Annotated in this window: 22 protein-coding genes; 15 read left to right on the top strand and 7 right to left on the bottom strand. The window is 72.2% G+C overall.

Features of this window, described 5'->3' with window-relative positions; all coding sequences use genetic code 11:
* The first annotated feature begins 63 nt into the window (after positions 1-63).
* Positions 64-669, top strand: coding sequence for a TetR/AcrR family transcriptional regulator (locus ACF08W_RS11850; protein ID WP_392279167.1), 606 nt, complete (start codon positions 64-66; stop codon positions 667-669).
* A gap of 35 nt (positions 670-704) precedes the next feature.
* Here the strand turns inward: ACF08W_RS11850 and ACF08W_RS11845 are convergent, their stop codons facing one another.
* From ACF08W_RS11845 to ACF08W_RS11835, 3 genes are all read right to left on the bottom strand, one after another.
* Positions 705-2771: a hypothetical protein gene (locus tag ACF08W_RS11845; RefSeq protein ID WP_392279166.1), complete on the bottom strand. Its 2067-nt coding sequence runs from the start codon at positions 2769-2771 to the stop codon at positions 705-707.
* A gap of 100 nt (positions 2772-2871) precedes the next feature.
* Positions 2872-3843, bottom strand: coding sequence for a DeoR/GlpR family DNA-binding transcription regulator (locus ACF08W_RS11840; protein WP_392279165.1), 972 nt, complete (start codon positions 3841-3843; stop codon positions 2872-2874).
* Between the two features lie 224 nt (positions 3844-4067).
* Complete coding sequence (locus tag ACF08W_RS11835) at positions 4068-5507, bottom strand: NAD(P)H-quinone dehydrogenase (protein ID WP_352273469.1); 1440 nt, start codon at positions 5505-5507, stop codon at positions 4068-4070.
* A 236-nt stretch (positions 5508-5743) separates the two neighbouring features.
* On the opposite strand from ACF08W_RS11835, the gene ACF08W_RS11830 reads away from it, so the two are divergent.
* From ACF08W_RS11830 to ACF08W_RS11820, 3 genes are all read left to right on the top strand, one after another.
* The gene (locus ACF08W_RS11830; RefSeq protein WP_352273470.1) at positions 5744-6181 is read left to right on the top strand and encodes a gamma-glutamylcyclotransferase; all 438 of its coding nucleotides are present in this window, start codon (positions 5744-5746) and stop codon (positions 6179-6181) included.
* 101 nt (positions 6182-6282) lie between these two features.
* On the top strand, positions 6283-7107 hold the full coding sequence (locus ACF08W_RS11825; RefSeq protein WP_385208626.1) for a purine-nucleoside phosphorylase: 825 nt from the start codon (positions 6283-6285) through the stop codon (positions 7105-7107).
* 59 nt (positions 7108-7166) lie between these two features.
* Entirely contained in the window at positions 7167-8807 is a 1641-nt protein-coding gene (locus ACF08W_RS11820; RefSeq protein WP_392279164.1) for a phospho-sugar mutase, read from the top strand.
* 77 nt (positions 8808-8884) lie between these two features.
* Here ACF08W_RS11820 and ACF08W_RS11815 read toward each other — a convergent pair whose 3' ends face one another.
* Entirely contained in the window at positions 8885-10354 is a 1470-nt protein-coding gene (locus tag ACF08W_RS11815; RefSeq protein WP_385208620.1) for an NCS2 family permease, read from the bottom strand.
* A 303-nt stretch (positions 10355-10657) separates the two neighbouring features.
* On the opposite strand from ACF08W_RS11815, the gene ACF08W_RS11810 reads away from it, so the two are divergent.
* Positions 10658-11335, top strand: coding sequence for a helix-turn-helix domain-containing protein (locus ACF08W_RS11810; protein ID WP_392279163.1), 678 nt, complete (start codon positions 10658-10660; stop codon positions 11333-11335).
* A 195-nt stretch (positions 11336-11530) separates the two neighbouring features.
* Positions 11531-12481 carry an SDR family NAD(P)-dependent oxidoreductase gene (locus ACF08W_RS11805; RefSeq protein ID WP_392279162.1) on the top strand — a complete coding sequence of 317 codons (951 nt, stop codon included), beginning with the start codon at positions 11531-11533 and terminating at the stop codon, positions 12479-12481.
* A 30-nt stretch (positions 12482-12511) separates the two neighbouring features.
* Here ACF08W_RS11805 and ACF08W_RS11800 read toward each other — a convergent pair whose 3' ends face one another.
* Positions 12512-13177, bottom strand: a complete 666-nt coding sequence (locus tag ACF08W_RS11800; RefSeq protein WP_392279161.1) for a PH domain-containing protein — start codon at positions 13175-13177, stop codon at positions 12512-12514.
* 113 nt (positions 13178-13290) lie between these two features.
* Between ACF08W_RS11800 and deoC the strand changes: the two genes are divergently transcribed.
* Genes deoC through ACF08W_RS11785 form a run of 3 tightly spaced genes read left to right on the top strand, consistent with a single transcriptional unit; the run spans position 13291 to position 16686 of the window.
* Complete coding sequence (gene deoC, locus ACF08W_RS11795; protein ID WP_385208675.1) at positions 13291-14340, top strand: deoxyribose-phosphate aldolase; 1050 nt, start codon at positions 13291-13293, stop codon at positions 14338-14340.
* Between the two features lie 5 nt (positions 14341-14345).
* A complete protein-coding gene (locus ACF08W_RS11790) occupies positions 14346-15785 on the top strand; it encodes an aldehyde dehydrogenase family protein (protein WP_352273476.1) in 1440 nt (479 codons plus the stop codon).
* Positions 15775-16686, top strand: a complete 912-nt coding sequence (locus tag ACF08W_RS11785; RefSeq protein WP_385208608.1) for an aldehyde dehydrogenase family protein — start codon at positions 15775-15777, stop codon at positions 16684-16686. The genes ACF08W_RS11790 and ACF08W_RS11785 overlap by 11 nt, the downstream gene beginning before the upstream one ends.
* A 72-nt stretch (positions 16687-16758) precedes the next feature.
* Here the strand turns inward: ACF08W_RS11785 and ACF08W_RS11780 are convergent, their stop codons facing one another.
* Entirely contained in the window at positions 16759-17184 is a 426-nt protein-coding gene (locus ACF08W_RS11780; protein ID WP_352273478.1) for a hypothetical protein, read from the bottom strand.
* 63 nt (positions 17185-17247) lie between these two features.
* On the opposite strand from ACF08W_RS11780, the gene ACF08W_RS11775 reads away from it, so the two are divergent.
* Complete coding sequence (locus ACF08W_RS11775; protein ID WP_352273479.1) at positions 17248-17958, top strand: uridine kinase; 711 nt, start codon at positions 17248-17250, stop codon at positions 17956-17958.
* Between the two features lie 193 nt (positions 17959-18151).
* Here the strand turns inward: ACF08W_RS11775 and ACF08W_RS11770 are convergent, their stop codons facing one another.
* Positions 18152-18913, bottom strand: a complete 762-nt coding sequence (locus ACF08W_RS11770) for a SigE family RNA polymerase sigma factor (protein WP_352273480.1) — start codon at positions 18911-18913, stop codon at positions 18152-18154.
* A gap of 202 nt (positions 18914-19115) precedes the next feature.
* Here ACF08W_RS11770 and afsQ1 point away from each other — a divergent pair, with 202 nt between their 5' ends.
* From afsQ1 to ACF08W_RS11745, 5 genes are all read left to right on the top strand, one after another.
* Positions 19116-19793, top strand: a complete 678-nt coding sequence (afsQ1, locus tag ACF08W_RS11765) for a two-component system response regulator AfsQ1 (protein ID WP_352273629.1) — start codon at positions 19116-19118, stop codon at positions 19791-19793.
* Positions 19790-21346 (top strand): sensor histidine kinase, encoded by a 1557-nt coding sequence (locus ACF08W_RS11760; RefSeq protein WP_385208602.1) that lies wholly within the window; start codon positions 19790-19792, stop codon positions 21344-21346. Before afsQ1 ends, ACF08W_RS11760 begins: the two co-directional genes overlap by 4 nt.
* Positions 21343-22005: a GerMN domain-containing protein gene (locus ACF08W_RS11755; protein ID WP_352273482.1), complete on the top strand. Its 663-nt coding sequence runs from the start codon at positions 21343-21345 to the stop codon at positions 22003-22005. Before ACF08W_RS11760 ends, ACF08W_RS11755 begins: the two co-directional genes overlap by 4 nt.
* 279 nt (positions 22006-22284) lie before the next feature.
* On the top strand, positions 22285-22833 hold the full coding sequence (locus ACF08W_RS11750) for a VanZ family protein (RefSeq protein ID WP_352273483.1): 549 nt from the start codon (positions 22285-22287) through the stop codon (positions 22831-22833).
* A 135-nt stretch (positions 22834-22968) separates the two neighbouring features.
* The gene (locus ACF08W_RS11745) at positions 22969-23172 is read left to right on the top strand and encodes a PspC domain-containing protein (RefSeq protein ID WP_385208595.1); all 204 of its coding nucleotides are present in this window, start codon (positions 22969-22971) and stop codon (positions 23170-23172) included.
* The last annotated feature ends 123 nt before the right edge of the window (positions 23173-23295 follow it).

The raw sequence follows: 23295 nt of genomic DNA, 5'->3' as shown, positions 1-23295 counted from the left end.
CCGCCACCGGTCCGGGCGTGATGGCATCCTGGATCACAGGCGAACGATGGGAGAAGCACCCGCATGGCGACCACCGCGACATGGACACCGCCACCCCGCCCCATGCGTGCCGACGCGCGGCGGAACTACGACCGGCTGCTGGCCGAGGCCCGTGCCGCCTTCGCGGAGCACGGCACCGATGCCTCCCTGGAGGACATCGCCCGCCGCGCGGAGGTGGGCATCGGCACGCTGTACCGGCACTTCCCCAACCGGCACGCGTTGATGAGCGCGGTGTTCCAGGACGCCCTGGCGTCCCTGCTCGCCCGCTCCCAGGAACTGGTGGAGGCGCCGAGGCCGTGCCACGCCCTGATGGAGTGGCTGGGCGCGATCATCACGCACGCGGGCACCTACCGGGGACTGGCCCAGGCGCTCATGTCGGCCTCCCGGGACGAGACTTCGGCCCTGTCGCAGTGCAATGTGCCGATGCGCGCGGCGGGTGCGGCCCTGCTCGCCCGGGCGCAGGAGACCGGGGCGGTGCGGCCCGATGTGTCGATCGACGACCTGATGCGGCTGACCAACGCGATCGCGCTGGCCGCCGAGGAGGCACCGGACGACCCCGGGCTGGCGGACCGCCTGCTCACCCTGACCGTGCAGGGGCTGAAGGGGGCGAGCCCGGAGGCGGGCTGCTGACCAACCCCGCCCGCCCCCGGTCGACGGCCGCCCCGTCAGGGCGCCTCCAGCGCCTGGAGCGCCCCGACGAGCCCGGCCGCTTCGACGCACAGCGGTTCCAACTGGTCGACGAGGCCCTGCCGGACCTGGTTCTCGGGGTTCATGATGCGCTCGCCGATCCGGTCCCGGGACTGTTCGAGCTGCTCCCGGTACTGCACCAGATTGTCCATCAGGTAGTCGATGAGATCGGCTCCCCTGACCCCCGTCGCGAGCGTGAACTGCTCCTCGATCGAAGCGACTTCGCCCTCCATCGCGTCGATCCACTCGTCCTGGAGCACCTGTAGGGAGCTGGTCCGCCCCTTCCGGCGCTGGACGCCGAGGAAGACGATGGCGGCGATGCCGGCGACGAATCCGGCGGGCGGGAAGAGCGTCCCGGCCGTGGCCAGACCGTAGAGCCACCCTCCGCCGGCCGCGACCGGGGTGACGATGCCGACCAGCGCGGCGGCCCGCTGCACCACGTCGTGGCGGGTGGCCGCCCGCCCGCCCTGCCGGGGAGGTTCCAGGAGGCTGTTCACGTCGAGCGCGAAGTCCGGAAGCCGTCCCGCGAGGTCCCTGTCGCCGAAGACCCGCTCCACCGCCTGGACCAGGTCCTTCTTGAAGCCCTCGAACTCCTCGGTCCACAGCGTCGCCGGGCCGCCGGGCCCCTCGATCCAGGTGTGGAGCACCTGCGCCTTCTGCACCTGGACCTGGTTCGCCCGGGTGGGCTTGGTGAGGTCCGTGGCCCGGATGACGTCGTCCAGCTCGGCGTGGAGGTGGGCGGGCAGGCGGGTGAAGGGGCGGACGGCCCGCGCGATGCGGTTGCGGAGCCTGCGCTCCAGCTCCTCGCGCATGCGCGGCACCGCGGTGTCGAGGAGTTCCATCCGCCGCTCCTCGCTCCTGAGCAGCTCCTTGAGCTCGTCGATCTCCAGGCGTTCCTCGCGCAGCCGCCGGTCGAGCGCCTGATGGCGCGGGGCCACCAGGATCCGGGCCTCCCGCGCCACCGCGGCGATGTGGCGGACGCCGGTACCGGTACTGATCAGGTCCTCGATCGCTTGGCGCAGGGTCTCCATGCGGCTCTCGGCGCGCTGCCGCTGCGCCGCCTCCCGCGCTCCCTCCGCGTCGAGCTTGGCCGCGCGTGCCTCCAGGGCCGGGGAGACGGGCAGGAAGCCCTCGCCGATGAACCCGAGGTCCGGCTGCCCGGTCGGCAGCGTGAAGTTCTCCCTCAGATAAGTGTTGTTGCGGGTGATCGTCGCCTTCCACTCCGGGATGTCCCGGAGATCGAGATGGGACGCCGCGTCGATGGCGGTGACCACCCACACCACCCGTTTCCCCGAGAGCAGGTAGTGGTCGTACAGGAAGCGGATCAGGTCGAGATCGCGCTCCGAGAGGGTGCGGCTCGCGTGGGACACGTACATGAAGCAGTCCGCGTCGGCCATCGCGGTCCGGACGATCATGTCGTGGACCGGGTTCGGGGAGCCGTAGCCGGGCAGGTCGTGGAGTTTCGCCGGGAGCCTGGCGCTGTCCAGCATGATCTCCAGCTCGGCCACCTCGCGGCCGCGGTGCGGGCGGAGCCGGTCGGTCATGTTCCCGTCCTGCATCGCGTACGCCGCGACCACGGAGGGGGCCGGGGAGTTGCCGACGTCCTCCCACTCCTCGCCGGAGTCGGTGAAGCGCACCCGCAGATAGCCGGTGCCCGAGGCGTCGACGCCGGACTGGCCGTCCACCGGGACCACACTGGCGGGACACGCGGTGGTGGGCACCGGGGACGACGGCAGCAGGCCGACGAACTTGTCCGCCGTCCGGCCGTCGGCGGTCGGCACCTCGACCAGTTCGAGCCCACCCTGCAGGCCGCTCAGCAGGAAGCTCTTGCCGGACGAGAAGGACCCCAGCAGCGCCACGTTGATGAGGGTCGAGGCCGCGCGCGTCCTCAGCCGGGTCATCGTGCGCGCGTCCTCGCGGGTCTCCTCCGGCCATCCGGCCGGCGTCTCCGGGGCGTCCGCCGCGGCGCGCAGCCACTCCACGCACTGGTCGAGAACGGTGCGCAGCTCGTCACGTACTTCGTTCAGGTCTTGTGGCACAGTCACGCCCCACGTATAGCGCAGGGCTCCGGGGCGGGGTGGACGATTGGGAGATTCCCCCGACGGGACGCGACCGGCACGGGCCGTGCTGTCGCGCCCCGCCGCCCTACCGGCGCCGCAGGTCCGCCACCCTGGACCGCTCCCCCTGGCCGTCGCCCAGCCCGGACGGGCCCCGCAGCTGCTGAGGGCCCTGGCCGCCGGGGCCGCTGTGCGCCGTACGGCGCTGACCGGGCAGCGGCATCTCCCGCCTCCCCGGCCGGCCGTGCGCGGGGGGCTCCGTCGCGCCGGGGCCGCCCGCCGCGCCGGCCACCGCGATCTGCACCCCCTGGTCCGCCAGGGCCTGGAGCTCGGTGGCGGCCCGGTCGTCGTGGCCGGGGGGCTCGTCCGTCACCAGGCGGGTGACGAGGTCCGTCGGCACCGTCTGGAACATGGTGTCGGAGCCGAGCTTGGTGTGGTCGGCGAGCACCACCACCTCCGCGGCGGCCTGCACCAGCGCCCGGTCCACACTCGCGGAGAGCATGTTGGACGTGGACAGGCCGCGCTCGGCGGTGAGCCCGCTGCCGGAGAGGAAGGCGCGCGCGACCCGCAGCCCCTGGAGGGACTGCTCGGCGCCGCTGCCCACCAGGGCGTAGTTGGACCCGCGGAGCGTGCCGCCGGTCATCACGACCTCCACCCGGTTGGCATGGGCCAGGGCCTGGGCGACCAGCAGGGAGTTGGTGACGACGGTCAGCCCGGGGACCCGCGCGAGCCGGCGGGCCAGCTCCTGCGTGGTCGTCCCCGCGCCGACGACGATGGCCTCGCCCTCCTCGACGAGTCCGGCCGCCAGATCCGCGATGGCAGTCTTCTCCGCGGTGGCGAGATGGGATTTCTGCGGGATGCCGGACTCCCGCGTGAAACCGCCCGGAAGTACCGCACCGCCATGACGGCGGTCGAGGAGTCCTTCTGCCTCCAGCGCCCGCACGTCCCGCCGTACGGTCACTTCGGAGGTCTGGACGACGCGGGCGAGCTCACGGAGCGATACCGCCCCGTTGGCGCGCACCATTTCGAGGATCAACTGACGACGTTCTGCAGCGAACACGGAACTGACAGTAACGTGACTGCCCCAGTCTTTTCAGCACTTTGCACCGAATAACGGAAGTTGTGCATGCGACAGGTCACCGAGTGGTATATGCGGCCCTGTTGTTGTTCCGCACCGGTCGAACACGGTCATCCGGGCGCCCCGGAACCGCCGGGAGGCCGCCGGGGAAGCCGCCCATGAGCAGCGGCTTCCCCGGCGGCCTCCCGGTCGTCGAGCGGTGCGCCCTACGCCTCGCCCGTCTGCTTACGGGTGTGCAACTGCCGTGCCACTTCCGCGATCGAACCCGACAGGGACGGGTACACGGTGAAGGCGTTCGCGATCTGTTCCACCGTCAGATTGTTGTCGACCGCGATCGAGATGGGGTGGATGAGTTCACTCGCGCGGGGTGCCACGACACAGCCGCCGACCACGATGCCGGTGCCGGGGCGGCAGAAGATCTTGACGAAGCCGTCCCGGATGCCCTGCATCTTGGCGCGCGGGTTGCGCAGCAGCGGGAGCTTGACGACGCGGGCGTCGATCTTCCCCGCGTCGACGTCGGCCTGGGTGTAGCCGACGGTGGCGATCTCGGGGTCGGTGAAGACGTTCGAGGAGACCGTCTTCAGGTTGAGCGGGGCCACCGCGTCGCCGAGGAAGTGGTACATCGCGATCCGGCCCTGCATGGCGGCGACCGAGGCGAGGGCGAAGATCCCGGTGACGTCACCGGCCGCGTAGACGCCGGGCGCGCTGGTGCGGGAGACCTTGTCGGTCCAGATGTGGCCGGACTCCTTGAGCCGGACCCCGGCCTCCTCCAGGCCCATGCCCGCGCTGTTGGGGATCGCGCCGACCGCCATGAGGCAGTGCGAGCCGGTGATCACCCGGCCGTCGGCGAGGGTGACCTCGACCCGGTCGCCGACGCGCTTGGCGGCCTGGGCGCGGGAGCGGGCCATCACGTTCATGCCGCGACGGCGGAAGACGTCCTCCAGCACGGCGGCGGCGTCCGGGTCCTCACCGGGCAGCACCCGGTCGCGGGAGGAGACCAGCGTGACGCGCGAGCCGAGCGCCTGGTAGGCGCCGGCGAACTCGGCGCCGGTGACACCCGATCCGACGACGATGAGCTCCTCGGGCAGCTCGTCGAGGTCGTAGACCTGGGTCCAGTTCAGGATGCGCTCGCCGTCCGGCAGGGCGTCCGGGATCTCCCGGGGGTGGCCGCCGGTCGCGATCAGCACGGCGTCGGCGGTGAGCCGCTCCTCCGTGCCGTCGGCGGCGGTCACGACGACCGTGCGGGAACCGTCGGCGGCCTGGAGGCCCTCCAGCCGGCCCCGGCCGCGCATCACCCGGGCGCCGGCCCGGGTGACGGAGGCGGTGATGTCGTGGGACTGGGCGAGCGCCAGGCGCTTCACCCGCCGGTTGACCTTGCCGAGGTCGACGCCGACCACACGGGCGGCCTTCTCCGTGGGCGGGGTGTCGTCGGCGACGATGATGCCCAGCTCCTCGTAGGAGGAGTCGAAGGTGGTCATCACCTCCGCCGTCGCGATCAGGGTCTTCGAGGGCACGCAGTCGGTGAGCACGGACGCGCCGCCGAGGCCGTCGCAGTCGACGACGGTCACCTCCGCGCCGAGCTGGGCGCCCACCAGCGCCGCCTCGTAGCCGCCGGGTCCGCCGCCGATGATCACGATCCGGGTCACGAAAAGTCCGCCTCGCGTGTGTCATCCCGCGGCCGTCTGCTGCCCCGGCCGGGGGTCCGGGGAGCGCCCCCGGGGAATGCAGTACGTACTTCATTGTCCCGCACGCGCCAAGGTGCTTCGCCCCGGGGCCCTCCATCCGTGCACCGGGGCCGGTCCGGAGCGCGGAGGACAATCCCCGGGGTGGTCTTCCCGGCGGAATCGCCGTTCCCCCCGTCCCCTCCCGTACCCTCGGACCCATGTCGCTCTACGCCGCGTACGCCGGCAACCTCGACGCGCGGCTGATGACGCGCCGCGCACCGCATTCCCCGCTGCGCGGCACCGGCTGGCTCAACGGCTGGCGGCTGACCTTCGGCGGGGAGCAGATGGGCTGGGAGGGCGCGCTCGCCACGGTCGTGGAGGCACCGCGCTCCCAGGTGTTCGTCGCGCTGTACGACCTGGCGGCGATGGACGAGGACTCCATGGACCGGTGGGAGGGCGTCGGCCTCGACGTCTACCGCCGGATGCGGATCCGGGTGCACACCCTGGACGGCGAGGAGCCGGCCTGGATCTATGTGCTGAACGGGTACGAGGGCGGCCTGCCGTCCGCCCGCTACCTGGGCGAGATCGCCGACGCGGCGGAGTCCGCGGGCGCGCCGCACGACTACGTGATGGAGCTGCGCAAGCGCCCCTGCTGACCGCCCGGCCCGCACTTTTGTAGGAACGCACCAGCAGTCGTGGCGATAGTCCGTACCAGGGCATCTACGCGCGTAGGGAATCACCGGCTACCCTCGTCGGCGTGAACGCATCAGTTATTCCGGACCAGATCCAGGGCGACCCGTACGCCGCCGCCGACGACGCCGCCGCCCGCCTGCGCGAGCTGACCGGCGCCGAGACCCACGACGTCGCGCTCGTGATGGGTTCCGGCTGGGCGCCCGCGGGCGATGCGCTCGGCACCCCGGAGGCCGAGTTCCCGGTGACCGAGCTGCCCGGCTTCCCGGCCCCCGCCGTCCAGGGGCACGGCGGCACGATCCGTTCGTACCGGATCGGGGAGAAGCGCGTGCTGGTCTTCCTCGGCCGTACGCACTTCTACGAGGGCCGGGGGGTCGCCGCGGTGGCGCACGGGGTCCGTACCGCCGTGGCGGCCGGGTGCCGGACGGTCGTCCTGACCAACGGCTGCGGCGGTCTGCGCGAGGGCATGCGCCCCGGTCAGCCGGTGCTCATCAGCGACCACATCAACCTGACGGCGTCCTCCCCGATCGTCGGCGCCAACTTCGTCGACCTCACCGACCTGTACTCGCCCCGGCTGCGCGCGCTGTGCCAGGAGATCGACGACACCCTCGAAGAGGGGGTCTACGTGCAGTTCACCGGCCCGCACTACGAGACGCCCGCCGAGATCAACATGGTCCGGGTGATGGGCGGGGACCTGGTCGGCATGTCCACCGTCCTGGAGGCCATCGCCGCCCGCGAGGCCGGTGCCGAGGTGCTGGGCATCTCGCTGGTCACCAACCTCGCGGCGGGGCTGAGCGGCGAGCCGCTCAACCACGAGGAGGTGCTCCAGGCGGGGCGCGACTCGGCCACCCGGATGGGCTCGCTGCTGGCCCGGGTGCTCGACCGCATCTGACGCGTACGGGGCCCGCCGGCCCATCCCACCGTGTAGCACCCCGCAGGAAGGCGGACACCGTGCAGCAGGACCTCATCTCCCGGGCCAGGACGTGGCTCGCGGAGGACCCCGATCCCGAGACCCGCGAGGAGCTGGCCCGGCTCGTCGAGGCCGAGGACCTCGACGAGCTGGCCGCACGGTTCGCCGGCACCCTCCAGTTCGGCACCGCCGGGCTCCGGGGCGAGCTGGGCGCCGGGCCGATGCGGATGAACCGGTCCGTGGTGATCCGCGCCGCCGCCGGGCTCGCCGCCTACCTGAAGGCCCGGGGCCAGGGGGACGGGCTCGTCGTCGTCGGCTACGACGCGCGCTACAAGTCGGCCGACTTCGCCCGGGACACCGCCGCCGTGATGACCGGCGCGGGGCTGCGGGCCGCCGTGCTCCCCCGCCCGCTGCCCACCCCGGTCCTCGCCTACGCCATCCGGCACCTGGGCGCCGTCGCGGGCGTCGAGGTGACCGCCAGCCACAACCCGCCGAGGGACAACGGCTACAAGGTCTACCTCGGTGACGGCTCGCAGATCGTCCCCCCGGCGGACGGCGAGATCGCCGCGGAGATCGCGGCGGTCGGCCCGCTGGACGGCGTGGCCCGCCCCGAGGACGGCTGGGAGGTCCTGGGCGAGGAGGTGCTGGACGCCTATCTGGCCCGTACCGACGCGGTGCTCGCGGCCGGTTCGCCGCGTACCGCCCGGGTCGTGTACACGGCGATGCACGGGGTCGGTACGTCGGTGCTGACCGCCGCCTTCGCGCGGGCCGGGTTCCCGGCGCCGGCGCTCGTCGCCGAGCAGGCCGAGCCCGACCCGGCGTTCCCCACCGTGGCCTTCCCCAACCCGGAGGAGCCCGGCGCGATGGATCTCGCCTTCGCGACCGCGCGCCGTACGGGGCCCGACATCGTTATCGCCAACGACCCGGACGCCGACCGGTGCGCCGTCGCGGTGCCCGATCCGGCGGCCGACGGGGGCTGGCGAATGCTCCGGGGCGACGAGGTCGGGGCGCTGCTCGCCGCGCACCTGGTGGACCGGGGGGCGACCGGGGTCCTCGCCGAGTCGATCGTCTCGTCCTCGCTGCTGGGCCGGATCGCCGAGAAGGCGGGACTGGGCCACGAGGAGACGCTGACCGGCTTCAAGTGGATCGCCCGGGTGGACGGTCTGCGGTACGGGTACGAGGAGGCGCTCGGCTACTGCGTCGACCCCGAGGGCGTCCGAGACAAGGACGGGATCACGGCCGCGCTGCTCGTCGCCGAACTGGCCTCGGTGCTGAAGGAGCGGGGCCGTACGCTGCTCGACCTCCTGGACGACCTGGCGCTCACCCACGGGCTGCACGCCACCGACCAGCTGTCGGTCCGGGTGGAGGACCTGTCGGTCATCTCGGACGCCATGCGGCGGCTGCGCGGGACGCCCCCGACCGCGCTGGCGGGTCTGCCCGTGGTCTCGGCCGAGGACCTGACCCGGGGTTCGGACCGGCTGCCGCCCACCGACGGCCTGCGCTACCGGCTGGACGGCGCCCGGGTGATCGTCCGCCCGAGCGGCACCGAGCCGAAGCTCAAGTGCTATCTGGAGGTGGTGGTCCCGGTCGCCTCGGCCGGGGAGCTGCCGGCGGCCCGTACGAGGGCGGCGGAGCTGCTCGACGGCATCAAGCGCGATCTGGCGGCCGCCGCCGGGATCTGACGGACCCCTCGCGCACGCCCCCGCCCCGGACACCGGCACTGCCGGGTCCGGGGCGGGTGTCGTCGGGGCCGTGCGGACTACTTCATGCCGAGCAGCTGCTCGATCGGGTCGATGGCGAAGTAGACCAGGAAGAGCGCCGAGGTGCCCCAGAGCAGCCAGTGCACCTCGCGGGCCTTGCCCAGGCACGCCTTGATGACCACGTAGGAGAGGAAGCCGGCGCCGATGCCGTTGCTGATGGAGTAGGTGAACGGCATGACGGCGATGGTCAGGAAGGCCGGGATCGCGACCTCGTACCGGTCCCACTCGATGTGCTTCACCTGGGTCATCATCAGGAACCCGACCGCGACGAGGGCGGGGGCCGCCGCCTGGAGCGGCACGATGGTGAGCAGCGGGGTGGCGAAGAGGGCGAGGCCGAACAGACCGCCGGTGACGAGGTTGGCGAACCCGGTGCGCGCACCTTCGCCGACGCCCGCGGCGGACTCGATGTACGCGGTGGCGGACGACGAGGAGGCGGCGCCGCCGGCGACGGCGGCCGCACCGTCGATCAGCAGGACCCGGCCGAGTCCGGGGACCTGGCCGCGCTCGTCGAGGAGCCGGGCCTCGGCGGTGACACCGACGACGGTGCCCATCGTGTCGAAGAAGTCGGACAGCAGCAGGGTGAAGACGAACAGCAGGACGGTCAACACGCTGACGTGGCTGAACGCGCCGAACAGGTCGAACTCGCCCAGCAGCCCGAAGTCGGGTGCGGCGAAGGGCTTGTCGGGCATCGACGGGGTGATCAGGCCCCAGGACTTGACGTCGGCGACGCTGTTGATGACGACGGCGGCGACGGTCATCACCAGCATGCTGATGAGGATGGCGCCCTGCACCTTGCGGACCAGGAGCACGATCGTCAGGAGCACGCCGACGCAGAAGATGAGCATCGGCCAGCCGGTGAGGGTGCCGGTGCCGATCTGAACGGGCACGGTGCTGTTCGCGGCGTCGGGGACGCGGGTGACGAAGCCGGAGTCGACACAGCCGATGAAGGCGATGAACAGGCCGATGCCGACGCTGATGGCCTGCTTGAGGGGCTGCGGGATGGCGTGCATGATCGCCTCGCGCAGACCGGTCATCACCAGCACGGTGATCAGCAGACCTTCCAGCACGATGATGCCCATCGCGTCGTCCCACCCCATCATCGGGGCGACCTGGAAGGCGGTGACGGCGTTGAGTCCCAGACCCGCGGCGAGGGCGAGCGGAAGGTTGCCGCCGACACCCATGATCACGGTCATCACGGCGGCCACCAGGGCCGTGGAGGTGACCAGTTGGACGTTGTCCAGCTGATGGCCGTACTTGTCCTCGGTACTCCCGAGAATAATGGGATTGAGTACGAGAATGTATGCCATCGTAAAGAAGGTGGCGAATCCGCCGCGTATCTCACGACCAAAAGTGGAGCCGCGTTCACGTATTCGGAAGAACCGGTCGACCGGCCCCCCGGATCCGCGTCGCGGCCCTTCGTCGAATCTGTGCCTCGGCTCTTCGGCCGCGCCGGTCGCGCTGCTGTACATGACTGCTTCTCCTGAAACCGCGTTACGGAAAAAAGACAGCGGCGCCGGAGTGCGCATCAACCGCGCGCGACGGCACATACGACGCCTAAGGGATCCCTGTAAGCCCTGGCAGGACACCCCGTAGGCAGCGGATCCTATGTGCCGGGGGCATGATCCCGATTGCCTTGAGGTATCGATTACCTGTCCTTCTCGTACCGCTCCTGTCGGTTCCTCTGAAATCGACGACGACCTATCAAGGCAAAACGGGATGCGGGCGACATGGGGCATGGAGTTGATCGCGGTCGACTCCTTACCCTCGGCCCCGTGCACTCACCGCTTCCCTTCAACGCGCGAGCCGCCCGCATCCTGCGCGAGAAACTCGGGATGGCTCCGGGTCATGTCGCCTACGGCATGCGCGCCTCGTACGGCATGGCCTACATCACTCCCGACCACATCACCGCCTGGGAGCGCGGCACCGCACTGCCCAACGCGAGTGAACTCACCGCGCTGGCCGGTGCGTTGTGGTGCAACCCCAACGAACTCATGGGCGCTCCCCGCACGCTGAGGGAGCACCGCATCGCCCGTGGGCTGGCCGCCGAGGATGTCGCCCGCGCCACCGGCGTCGGCATCGACGACTACCTCCGCATGGAGGAGACGGGCCAATGGACCGGCGGTAAAAGGCAGTCCGCCGCCCTCGCGACCGCACTCGCCCTGCCCCCGCGCGACTTCATCGCCATCACCGGCCTGGAGGGCGAGCTCGCCCAACTCCTCACCGAGGCCGTCTCCACCCGCTGGCAGGCGCACATCCGGGCCATCGCCCGGCTCATCGCCGTGGACCGCCGCGAACTCCAGGACCCGCTGCGGGACATGCACCAGGAGTACCAGACGCTCATGGCGGCCACCCTCAGCCGGGCGAGCGGCACCACCGCCTCGGGCGAGGACGGCCGACGCTACCTGGAGGACATCATCGACCACTTCTGGTCCCGGATCCCGGAGGACTGAGCCCGCCCGACACGGTCGACCGGACGACGGGACAGGGCGGTACGGGGCGGGCGGCACGGACCGGCCGGGACCGGCGTCGGGGTGTCGGGAATCTGTCGGCGGCCTGTCGACGACCTGTCGTCGAGGGCTGCGACCTTGGTTCCGCCGGAGGCTCCGCACGAGCACTCCGCCCCGGAACGCGAGGAGCCCGTCACCATGTCCACCACACCCCGGCACCAACCGTGGGACGTCCACCGACCGCCGTCCGCCGAGGGCAGGACCTTCCTGGTCACCGGGGGCAACGCCGGGATCGGCTACTTCACCGCGGAACAGCTCGCCGCCACCGGCGCCGTCGTCGTACTCGGCAGCCGGGACCGGGCGAAGGCCGAGGCCGCCATGGCCTCGGTCCGCTCACGCGTCCCCGGCGCGCGACTGCGCCGCCTCGGGCTCGACCTGGCCGACCTGCCGTCCCTGAAGTCCGCCGTGGACACCCTGGACCTCGACCGTCTCGACGCGGTGGTCCTCAACGCGGGTGTCGCCCTCGACGACCCGCCGCGCCGGGAGACCGCGGACGGCCACGAGCTGATGTTCGGCACCAACCACCTCGGCCACTTCGCGCTGACCCGGTGGCTGGCCCCCCTGCTGTCCGCGGCGCCGGCCGGCCGCGTCGTGACGGTGGGAAGCTTCGCGGCACGCTCCGAGCGACTGGACCTCGACGATCCGCAGTCGACCCGGGACTACCGCCCCAAGCGCACCTACGGCCGGTCGAAGCTGGCCCAGATGTGCTTCGGCTTCGAGCTCGACCGTCGTCTGCGGGCCGCCGGCAGCACCGTGCTCAGTGTGGTGGCCCACCCCGGCGGCGCGCTGGACTCCCTCACCCCGCCCCGGGCGCCGGCGGGCGCGGCGACCCGGGGCGAACGGCTGCGCGCCCTGCCCGCCGCCCTCCTGGTCCAGGGCAAGGACGCCGGAGCGTGGCCCGTCGTCCGCGCCACCCTCGACCCGGAGGCGCGAGGCGGCCTGCTGTGGGGGCCGCGGGTCTTCAAGCTGCGCGGCAGACCGCGGTGCGAGCCCGTCCCCTCCCACATGACCGACCCGGCCGTCGCCGCCCGCCTGTGGGCGATCAGCGCCGAGCTCACGGGCACCGATCCGGACGACGGCTTCCGGTAGGCGCGCTCCGGGGGCGGGTACGGCCGACGCTCAGCCCATGGCGAGGAGGACCACCAGCAGCACCGCGCCCACCACCGCCGGCACGATCACCTCGAACGCCCAGCGCACCGACACCGACGGCTCCGCCGTCCCCTCGCCCGCCGTCTTCGCGGCGCTTCCCGCCCCCGCCTTCGCCCGCTCCGCCAGCTCGCGCAGATCGGCCATGGTCTGGTCGGCCGTGGCGGTCCGGTTCCTGGTGTCGCGGACGTCGGCCGTCACGGACGTACGGTCGTACGGGTCGTCCAGCGAGCGCCGGGACTGGCGGCGCGCCGCCTTCTTGCGCTGCCGCATCGACACCGGGACCGCCCACAGCTGGTACTTCGCGCCGCCCTCGGTGAACAGTTCGCTCGAATACCCGGCCCGCAGATCCGCCACCGCGGTCCACGGCATGGTGATCGTGCGGAACGGGTTGCGGATCCGGATCCGCTCGTCGTTGGCGGACACCACGGGCCGCAGCGTGAACGCGGTGACCAGCGGCACCGAGGTCAGGATGCCCGCGAGCGCCAGCCACGGCACCCGCCCGTGCCCCCGGATCAGCGCGTCGCCGCCGATCCAGCAGATGAGCAGGAGCAGCAGGACGCCTCCCGCCATCCCGGCGGGCGAGCGGAAGGTCCGGTCGGCGTAGACCGGCTCGGCGGGCGGCGTGGGGCTCGTCATGCGCCCGATTCTGCCTGACGGCCGCCCGGGGCGCCGGAGCGGTACGGGGCCGCCGGGAGAAGAGGGGCCCCTATACAGGCCGCTACGCGCGTAGATATGCTCATCTGGTGACCATGCCCACCACAGCTCCCTCCCCCAAGCTCTCGGCTGCGTTCGAGCAGGGCGGTACCCCCCTCGCCGACGCGACCGCGTCCGACAGTGCGCTGCGCCGCTTCCTGCACGGGCTGCCCGGCGTCGACGCCGTCGGCCTCGAAGCGCGTGCCGCGTCCCTCGGAACCCGTTCGATCAAGACCACGGCCAAGGCGTACGCCATCGACCTGGCCATCTCGATGATCGACCTCACGACGCTGGAAGGCGCGGACACCCCCGGCAAGGTCCGGGCCCTCGCCGCCAAGGCCCTCAACCCCGAGCCGCTGCGCTACACCCCGCACCGGCTCGCGGGCGACCCGGCCGACGCCGAACCGGACCGCCCGGCCCCGCGCACGGCCGCCCTCTGCGTCTACCCCGACATGGTGCCCACCGCCGTCGCCGCGCTGGCCGGCTCCGGGGTGAAGGTGGCGTCCGTGGCGACGGCCTTCCCCGCCGGGCGCGCCGCGCTCGACGTGAAGCTGGCGGACGTCCGGGACGCGGTGGCCGCCGGGGCCGACGAGATCGACATGGTGATCGACCGCGGCGCCTTCCTGTCCGGGCGGTACCTGAAGGTGTACGAGGAGATCCTCGCCGTGAAGGCGGAGTGCGCCCGGCCCGACGGCACCGACGCCCGGCTGAAGGTGATCTTCGAGACGGGCGAGCTGTCCACGTACGACAACATCCGCCGCGCCTCCTGGCTCGGCATGCTGGCGGGGGCTGACTTCATCAAGACGTCGACCGGCAAGGTCTCCACCAACGCCACACCCGCGAACACCCTGCTGATGCTGGAGGCGGTGCGCGACTTCCGGGCGCAGACCGGTGTCCAGATCGGGGTGAAGCCGGCCGGCGGCATCCGCACGTCCAAGGACGCGATCAAGTTCCTGGTGCTGGTGAACGAGACCGCGGGCGAGGACTGGCTGGACAACCACTGGTTCCGGTTCGGCGCCTCCAGCCTGCTGAACGATCTGCTGATGCAGCGTCAGAAGCTCAGCACCGGCCGTTACTCCGGCCCCGATTACGTGACGGTGGACTGATCCCCATGGCATCTGCATTCGAGTACGCCCCCGCCCCCGAGTCCCGCGCGGTCGTCGACATCGCGCCCTCGTACGGCCTGTTCATCGACGGCGAGTTCACCGAAGCTGCCGACGGGAAGGTCTTCAAGACCGTCTCGCCGAGCAGCGAGGAGGTGCTCTCCGAGGTCGCCCGCGCCGGTGCGGCCGATGTGGACCGGGCCGTGAAGGCGGCCCGCAAGGCGTTCGAGAAGTGGTCGGCGCTGCCCGGCCCGGAGCGCGCCAAGTACCTCTTCCGGATCGCCCGGATCATCCAGGAGCGCAGCCGCGAGCTCGCCGTCCTGGAGACCCTCGACAACGGCAAGCCGATCAAGGAGACCCGCGACGCGGACCTCCCCCTGGTCGCGGCGCACTTCTTCTACTACGCGGGCTGGGCCGACAAGCTGGCGCACGCCGGTTTCGGCGCGGACCCGCGCCCGCTCGGCGTGGCCGGCCAGGTCATCCCGTGGAACTTCCCGCTGCTCATGCTGGCCTGGAAGATCGCCCCGGCGCTCGCCGCCGGGAACACGGTGGTCCTCAAGCCCGCCGAGACGACCCCGCTCTCCGCGCTGTTCTTCGCGGACATCTGCCGCCAGGCGGGCCTGCCCAGGGGTGTCGTGAACATCCTCCCCGGCTACGGGGACGCGGGCGCCGCCCTGGTCGCGCACGAGGACGTGAACAAGGTCGCCTTCACCGGCTCGACCGCGGTCGGCAAGGCCATCGCCCGCCAGGTCGCCGGCACGGACAAGCGGCTCACCCTCGAACTGGGCGGCAAGGGCGCCAACATCGTCTTCGACGACGCCCCGATCGACCAGGCCGTCGAGGGCATCGTCACCGGCATCTTCTTCAACCAGGGCCAGGTCTGCTGCGCCGGTTCCCGGCTGCTGGTGCAGGAGTCGGTCCAGGACGAGGTGCTGGACGCGCTGAAGCGGCGGCTCGCCACGCTCCGGCTCGGCGACCCGCTGGACAAGAACACCGACATCGGCGCGATCAACTCCGCGGAGCAGCTGGCCCGGATCACCGCGCTCGCCGACACCGGCGAGGCGGAGGGCGCCGAGCGCTGGACGGCCCCCTGCGAGCTGCCCGCCGCGGGGTACTGGTTCGCCCCGACGCTGTTCACCAACGTCACCCAGGCGCACACCGTCGCCCGGGACGAGATCTTCGGCCCGGTGCTGTCGGTGCTGACCTTCCGTACCCCGGACGAGGCGGTCGCCAAGGCCAACAACAGCCAGTACGGCCTCTCGGCCGGCATCTGGACGGAGAAGGGCTCCCGCATCCTCGCGGTGGCCAACAAGCTCCGGGCCGGCGTCGTCTGGGCCAACACGTTCAACAAGTTCGACCCGACCTCGCCCTTCGGCGGCTACAAGGAGTCGGGCTTCGGCCGCGAAGGCGGCCGCCACGGCCTGGAGGCGTACCTCGATGTCCGATAACCGACTGAGCGTCTTCAAGACCTACAAGCTGTACGTCGGGGGCAAGTTCCCCCGCTCCGAGAGCGGCCGGGTGTACGAGGTGAGCGACTCCAAGGGCAGGTGGCTGGCGAACGCCCCGCAGTCCTCCCGCAAGGACGCGCGCGACGCGGTCGTGGCCGCCCGCAAGGCGTTCGGCGGCTGGTCGGGCGCGACGGCGTACAACCGGGGCCAGGTCCTCTACCGCGTCGCCGAGATGCTGGAGGGCCGCAAGGAGCAGTTCGTCCGGGAGGTCGCGGACGCGGAGGGCCTGTCGAAGTCCAAGGCGGCGGCCGTGGTGGACGCGGCGATCGACCGCTGGGTCTGGTACGCCGGGTGGACCGACAAGATCGGCCAGGTGGTGGGCGGGGCGAACCCCGTCGCCGGCCCGTTCTTCAACCTGTCGACGCCGGAGCCGACCGGGGTGGTCGCGGTGCTGGCGCCGCAGAAGTCGTCGTTCCTGGGGCTGGTCTCGGTGATCGCCCCGGTGATCGCCACCGGCAACACCGCGGTGGTCGTGGCCTCGGCGGACGCCCCGCTGCCCGCGCTGTCGCTGGGCGAGGTGCTGGCCACCTCCGACGTGCCGGGCGGCGTGGTGAACATCCTGTCCGGGCGTACGGCGGAGATCGCGGCCCCGCTCGCCTCCCACCAGGACGTCAACGCGATCGACCTGACCGGCGCGGACGAGGCGCTCGCGAAGGAGCTGGAGATCGCGGCGGCGGACAACCTGAAGCGCGTCCTGCGCGCCCGGGACACGGGCGCGTCCGGCTCCGCCGAGCCGGACTGGACGGCCGACCCGGGCACCGACCGCCTGACGGCCTTCCTGGAGATCAAGACGGTCTGGCACCCCACGGGCGCCCTGGGCGCCTCGGGCTCCGCGTACTGAGGACGCGCGAAGCGGCCCGCTCCCCCGGGTTCACCGGGAGGGAGCGGGCCGCTTCCGGGTCCGGGAGCCGGTCTACAGGCCGCCGCGCAGCCCTTCCGCCAGCGGTCCCACCAGCGGCAGGTCCTTCAGGGCCCCGCCGCTGGTCAGCGGGTCGGTGAGGGCGGTCGTGGAGAGCGGCTTGAAGTCGGCGACCTGCGTCTCCAGCCCGTTGGTCAGCGGGTCGGTGCCCGTACCGGCCAACGGGTCGAGCCGCAGATGCGTCACCGGGGCGACGCTGTGCTTCAGCGCCACCCCGAGCGCCCCGGTGGTCGCGCCGAGGGCCGCGTCGGCGTCCTGGCCGAGGCCCGAGCCGGTGTCGGCGCCCACGGCGGGGGCCGGGGCCGGCGCCGCCTGGGCCGCCGCACCGCCCGCGCCGAGCGCGGCGCCCACCGCCGTAACGGTCAGACCGGCCCTCAGCAGGGCGCGGCGACGGGACCGGGAGAGTGCGTGACGTGCCATCAAGTTCCCACCTGTTCGAATCCACCGAGTAATCGTCTGAGCGCGTAGCGTAGTTGAAATGTGATGCTGGATACCAACAAAGGCACCGGGGGATCCCCTGCGCGGGTCAATGCCTCACACTCGTGTTCTGTGAATGCCCAACCGACCCCGACCCGCGTGGTGCTGCTCGCCGGCCCGTCCGGCTCCGGCAAGTCCTTCCTCGCCGCCCGCAGCGACCTGCCGGTGCTGCGTCTGGACGACTTCTACAAGGAGGGCGACGACCCGTCACTTCCGCTCGTCCCCGGCAGTACGGACATCGACTGGGACTCCGCGCAGTCCTGGGACGCGGACGCGGCGGTCTCCGCCATCGTCGACCTGTGCCGTACGGGACGCACGGACGTCCCGGTGTACGACATCTCCACCAGCTCCCGGACCGGCCGCGAGACCCTGCACATCGACCGCACCCCGCTCTTCGTCGCCGAGGGGATATTCGCGGCGGACATCGTCGGGCGGTGCCAGGAGCTGGGGCTGCTCGCCGACGCGCTCTGCCTGCGCGGCCGCCCGGCGACGACGTTCCGCCGCCGGCTGGTCCGGGACCTGCGCGAGGGCCGCAAGTCGGTGCCGTTCCTCCTGCGGCGCGGGTGGCGGCTGATGCGGGCGGAGCGGCGGATCGTGGCGCGCCAGGCGGCGCTGGGGGCCCACCCGTGCGGCAAGGAGGAGGCCCTGGGCCGGCTCGCCGCGGCAGCCGCGGGCCGCTGCCGCCGCGCACCGGTGAGCACCCCGGTCCCGGAGTAGACCGGCCCCGCCCCGTTCGCGTGCGCCCGGCCGGTACGAGGCGCACGGGCGCATGCGAACGGGGCCGGACAGGCCCCCCGGCCCACCCGACCCCGCAGCTTTTCCCCGTGTTCCCCGTTGTCCCCCTGTTCGCCGCCTCCCCCGAAGCGGCGCCCCCCGTGGGTTCCCCCGTGTCCCCCGTATCCCCCCAGCCTCAGGCCACCAGCTCGCCGAAGGACTCCTCCTGGTCACGGCCGAAGCTGAGGACCTCGTCCTCGCGCAGCCGGCGGAGCGACCGCCAGATGCTGGACTTCACCGTGCCGACGCTTATGTCGAGAATGGACGCGATCTCCGGGTCCGTGCGGCCCTCGTAGTACCGGAGGACCAGCATCGTCCGCTGGAGTTCGGGCAGCCGCGCCAGCGCCTGCCAGAGCACGGCGCGCAGTTCGGTGCCGCGCATCGCGTCCGTGTCGCCCGCCGTCTCCGGCAGCTCCTCGGTCGGGTACTCGTTGAGCTTGCGCCTGCGCCAGGCGCTGATGTGCAGGTTCGTCATGGTGCGGCGCAGATAGCCGCCGACCGCGGCCTTGTCACTGATCCGGTCCCAGGCCCGGTACGTCGAGAACAGGGCGCTCTGCAGCAGGTCCTCGGCCTCGAACCGGTCACCGGTCAGGTGGTAGGCGGTTGCGTACAGGGAGGCGCGGCGCTCCCGGACGTAGGCCGTGAACGCCGCTTCGGCGTCCTCGTCCCGCGCCGGGACCGTCCGCTCCCCCGAGCCCTCCCCGTACACGCCGCGCCCGTTGTTCCCCCCGGTTCCCCCCACAGGAACGTCGACCACCGTCATGAACGGCGTGTGCTGGCGTCCGACGTTGCGTACGCACCCCCGCACACCCGCCGTGCCGGACTTCTCGGCCCCCCGGCCGGCATCGTGGAGACGCGTGACAACTGCGCTTGCGGTGATGCTGTGAGTTGCGTTCATCTCGCGCCCCCCATCGGTGGAGTCCGTCCGTTCCTGTGTCCATGAGCTTGGCCGGGCAGTTTCATCACCCTGTCCGCCGACTGTCACAGAGCTGTCACAGCCATCGCCCGCCCCGTGTCCGGGGCTTCGGTGGGGCGTGAGTGACGCACGAGTAGGGACCAACTGTCGAACTGGGGCTCTGCCATGGGTCAGAATGACCAGCGTGCCTTTCCTGTTGCTGATCGAGGACGACGACGCCATCCGCACGGCCCTCGAACTCTCGCTGTCACGCCAGGGCCACCGTGTGGCCACCGCGGCGACGGGAGAGGACGGCCTGAAACTGCTGCGTGAGCAGCGGCCGGATCTGATCGTGCTGGATGTGATGCTGCCCGGTATCGATGGTTTCGAGGTGTGCCGGCGCATCCGGCGCACCGACCAACTGCCGATCATTCTGCTGACCGCCCGGAGCGACGACATCGACGTCGTGGTCGGGCTGGAGTCCGGCGCCGACGACTACGTGGTCAAACCCGTGCAGGGCCGGGTGCTCGACGCCCGGATCCGCGCGGTGCTGCGCCGCGGCGAGCGCGAGTCCACCGACTCCGCGGTGTTCGGGAGCGTGGTCATCGACCGTTCCGCGATGACCGTGACGAAGAACGGGGAGGACCTCCAGCTCACCCCGACCGAGCTGCGCCTCCTGCTGGAGCTGAGCCGCCGCCCCGGCCAGGCGCTCTCCCGGCAGCAGCTGCTGCGGCTGGTCTGGGAGCACGACTACCTCGGTGACTCCCGGCTGGTGGACGCGTGCGTGCAGCGGCTGCGCGCCAAGGTGGAGGACGTGCCGTCCTCGCCGACCCTGATCCGTACCGTCCGGGGTGTGGGCTACCGGCTGGACTCGCCCCAGTGACCGCTGCCCCCATACGGAGACTCCTCGCCGGGCTCCGCTGGACGAGCCTGCGCCTGCGGCTGGCCGTGGTGTTCGGGCTGGTGGCGCTGACCGCGGCGGTCTCCGCCTCGGGGATCGCGTACTGGCTGAACCGCGAGGCGGTGCTGACCCGTACGCAGGGCTCCGCGCTCGGGGACTTCCGCCAGGAGATGCAGAGCCGGGCGGCCACGCTGCCGCTCCGTCCCACCCGGGACGACCTGCAGAACGCCGCCGTGCAGATGGCGAGCAGCTCGCCGGGGTACAGCGTGCTGCTGGTCGACGAGCGGGACACCGGGAAGCCGATCGTCGGCAACTCCGACCTGGACACGTTCACACTCGACAACGTGCCGCTCCCGCTCCAGAAGGCCGTCGGCAAGAAGCAGCCGCTGGGCTCGGGCAACAAGGACGAGTACCACCTGTTCTGGCAGCGCACCAACATCAACGGCACGCCGTACCTGGTGGGCGGCACGAAGATCATCGGCGGTGGCCCGACCGGCTACATGCTGAAGTCGCTCGACCAGGAGCGGCAGGACCTCAACTCCCTGGCCTGGTCGCTGGGGATCGCGACCACGCTCGCGCTGATCGGTTCCGCGCTGCTCGCGCAGGCCGCGGCGACGACCGTGCTGCGCCCGGTGCGGCGGCTCGGCGACGCCGCCCGCAAGCTCGGCGAGGGCAAGCTCGACACCCGGCTCGTGGTGTCCGGAACGGACGAACTGGCCGATCTCTCCCGCACGTTCAACCGGACGGCGGGTTCGCTGGAGAAGCGGGTCGCGGACATGAGCGCGCGGGAGGAGGCGAGCCGCCGGTTCGTCGCCGACATGTCGCACGAACTGCGCACCCCGCTCACGGCCCTGACCGCCGTCACCGAGGTGCTGGAGGACGAGGCGGACGGCCTCGACCCGATGATCGCGCCCGCGGTGCACCTGGTGGTGAGCGAGACCCGCCGCCTCAACGACCTGGTGGAGAACCTGATGGAGGTCACCCGCTTCGACGCGGGCACGGCCCGGCTGGTCCTCGACACGGTCGACGTCGCCGACCAGGTCACCGCCTGCATCGACGCCCGCGCCTGGCTGGACGCGGTGGACCTGGACGCCGAGCGCGGCATGATGGTCCGCCTCGATCCGCGCCGTCTCGACGTGATCCTGGCGAACCTGATCGGCAACGCGCTCAAGCACGGTGGTTCGCCGGTGCGGGTCGCGGTGCGGACGGAGGGCGAGGAGCTCGTCATCGAGGTACGGGACCACGGTCCGGGTATCCCCGAGGCCGTCCTGCCGCACGTCTTCGACCGGTTCTACAAGGCGAGCGCCTCCCGGCCGCGTTCCGACGGCAGCGGGCTCGGCCTGTCGATCGCCATGGAGAACGCGCACATCCACGGCGGCGACATCACGGCCGCCAACTCTCCGGACGGTGACGGCGCGGTGTTCGTCCTGCGCCTGCCGCGCGACGCCGAACGGCTGACCCGTACCCCCGACGGGGAGGACGGCGACGGTGACGGCTCCGGGGGCCGGGACGAGGGGAACGGGGCCACGACATGACGGGCAGCAGCATCGGGCGCCGGGACCGGCGCCGTACCACCGTCCTCGCGCTGGCCGGGGCCCTCGCCGGGGCCGCGCTGGTCACGGGGTGCGGGATCAGGTCGACCACGGTCCCGGTGGACGCCGGCCCCGCCCCGTCCCAGGTGCCGTGCACCGTACCGGCGGAGAGCGTCACCACGCAGTCGCTCCAGGGCGTGCCCGTGGAGGTGTACCTGGTCTGCTCCTCGCAGCTGGTCACGGTGGACCGTACGGTCCGGGCCGACGTGTCCGGCCCGGACCGGGCCGCGGCGGCCCGGGCGCTCCTGGACGAACTGCGCCGCGAGCCGGACGCCGAGGAGCGCCGCGCCGGGTACGCCACGACCGTCCCGGACGGCCTGCGGATCGGCCCGGCCCACCCCGGCGACGGCAAGGACACCCTGCGGCTCAGCGAGCAGCCGGAGGACCTGCGCTCCGAGGCGCTGGCCCAGATCGTGTGCACGTACGCGCAGAACGACACGCTGGCCCCGGGCGGCCAGGTGGTGCTGGGCGGCCCGGGGGCGTACCCGGCGCGTGCCTACCTGTGCACCTCGGAGATGAAGGCGCGCCCGAACGCCGACCCGGCCCCGGTGGCGGTCCGGACCACGATCCCGGGGAACGGCGCGTCGCCCGGTACCGGGTGACGGTGAGCGGTTCCGGTGCGGGGGGCGGCGAGCGGTTCCGGTCCCCGGTGCAGTGGCGGTGAGCGGTTCCGGTGCGGGGGCGGTGAGAGCGGTTCCGGTACGGGCGCGTGGGGCCGTGAACGTCGCCTCGCGCGCCGCTGAACAGCCGTAACGGGTGTGAGGGGCCGCCCGCGCGCCCGTTACGGGAGCCGGGCGCCGTTACCGTTTCCGGACGTAATCCGGACGTGCGGATCGACAGGCGGCGGAACCGATTCCGCCGCCCGCCGCGTCTTGGGGGGCGTGCGTCAAGGTACGGACGGCCAGACCGTCATCCGCTTCCGCGCGACCGGGGCATGCCTGCTCCTCGCGCATCTGCTGCTCGTCGGGTGGCTGACCCTGCGCCCGCTCGACGTCCCCTGGGCGACCGCCTCTAATCTTCATCTCTTCGCCGGGATCCGGGCCGATCTGGCCCTCGGCCCGGTCGAGGCCACCCGGCGGATCGGTGAGGGGCTGCTGCTCCTCGCCCCGCTGGGCGTCCTGCTGCCGATGGCCGGCGGCCGCCTCACCGTGTCCCCGTGGGCCTCGCTGGCCCGTACCGTCGCGGCGGGAACGCTCATCTCCACGCTCATAGAACTGGCCCAGACCGGAGTGCCCGGCCAGGTCGTCGACGTCGACTCGCTGCTGCTGAACACGGTGGGCGTGGCCGTCGCCCACCTGCTCGTCGTCCCCGTGTGCCGGGCGCGGCTGCGCCGCCGGAGGGAGGGGCGGGCCGAGACCGCCCCCCGCCCCAGGGACGAGGCCCCCCAGGGTGCTACCCCGACGATTCCCAGGGTCGGGATCGCCCCGTAGAGCGACGCTTTGCCCCCGTTCGCCGGAGACCATGGATTCATCGGATCGGGAGCCCACGGAGCGGCTCCCGGCACCTCATCCCAGCGACGAATCCGCACGACGGATCCCCGCAACGGTTTCGCGAAGGAGCCCACCATGGCCGGACTTGTCCGCCCCCGCGAGGGACGCATGATCGGCGGAGTGTGCGCAGCGCTGGCACGGCGCTTCGGCACCTCCGCCGGGACGATGCGCATCATCTTCCTGGTCTCGTGCCTGCTGCCGGGCCCGCAGTTCCTGCTCTACCTGGCGCTGTGGCTGCTGCTCCCGGCGGAAGGGACGAGGGCGGCCACCGACTGGTGACCTCTTCGGTACGCGTACGCCCGTGGGGCGGCCACCTGGACCGGGTGGCCGCCCCACGGGCGTACAGCGGATACGGAATACGGATGCGAATGCGGTGACGGGTGCCGGTACGGACCGGGTGCC

The organism is Streptomyces sp. NPDC015144 (assembly GCF_043079735.1).
In the GTDB taxonomy this organism is placed as follows: domain Bacteria; phylum Actinomycetota; class Actinomycetes; order Streptomycetales; family Streptomycetaceae; genus Streptomyces.
The sequence above is the reverse complement of the archived record's forward strand: the minus strand, read 5'-3'. Positions and strand labels throughout refer to the sequence as shown.

Bases quoted from the DNA above. Each gene is read 5' to 3' on its own strand.
- ACF08W_RS11805 (WP_392279162.1), top strand. From the start codon at position 11,531: ATGTCCACCACACCCCGGCACCAACCGTGGGACGTCCACCGACCGCCG.
- ACF08W_RS11850 (WP_392279167.1), top strand. From the start codon at position 64: ATGGCGACCACCGCGACATGGACACCGCCACCCCGCCCCATGCGTGCC.
- ACF08W_RS11775 (WP_352273479.1), top strand. From the start codon at position 17,248: ATGCTGGATACCAACAAAGGCACCGGGGGATCCCCTGCGCGGGTCAAT.
- ACF08W_RS11790 (WP_352273476.1), top strand. From the start codon at position 14,346: ATGGCATCTGCATTCGAGTACGCCCCCGCCCCCGAGTCCCGCGCGGTC.
- ACF08W_RS11830 (WP_352273470.1), top strand. From the start codon at position 5,744: ATGTCGCTCTACGCCGCGTACGCCGGCAACCTCGACGCGCGGCTGATG.
- ACF08W_RS11745 (WP_385208595.1), top strand. From the start codon at position 22,969: ATGGCCGGACTTGTCCGCCCCCGCGAGGGACGCATGATCGGCGGAGTG.
- ACF08W_RS11755 (WP_352273482.1), top strand. From the start codon at position 21,343: ATGACGGGCAGCAGCATCGGGCGCCGGGACCGGCGCCGTACCACCGTC.
- ACF08W_RS11785 (WP_385208608.1), top strand. From the start codon at position 15,775: ATGTCCGATAACCGACTGAGCGTCTTCAAGACCTACAAGCTGTACGTC.
- ACF08W_RS11800 (WP_392279161.1), bottom strand. From the start codon at position 13,177: ATGACGAGCCCCACGCCGCCCGCCGAGCCGGTCTACGCCGACCGGACC.
- ACF08W_RS11815 (WP_385208620.1), bottom strand. From the start codon at position 10,354: ATGTACAGCAGCGCGACCGGCGCGGCCGAAGAGCCGAGGCACAGATTC.
- deoC (WP_385208675.1), top strand. From the start codon at position 13,291: ATGCCCACCACAGCTCCCTCCCCCAAGCTCTCGGCTGCGTTCGAGCAG.
- ACF08W_RS11770 (WP_352273480.1), bottom strand. From the start codon at position 18,913: ATGAACGCAACTCACAGCATCACCGCAAGCGCAGTTGTCACGCGTCTC.
- ACF08W_RS11780 (WP_352273478.1), bottom strand. From the start codon at position 17,184: ATGGCACGTCACGCACTCTCCCGGTCCCGTCGCCGCGCCCTGCTGAGG.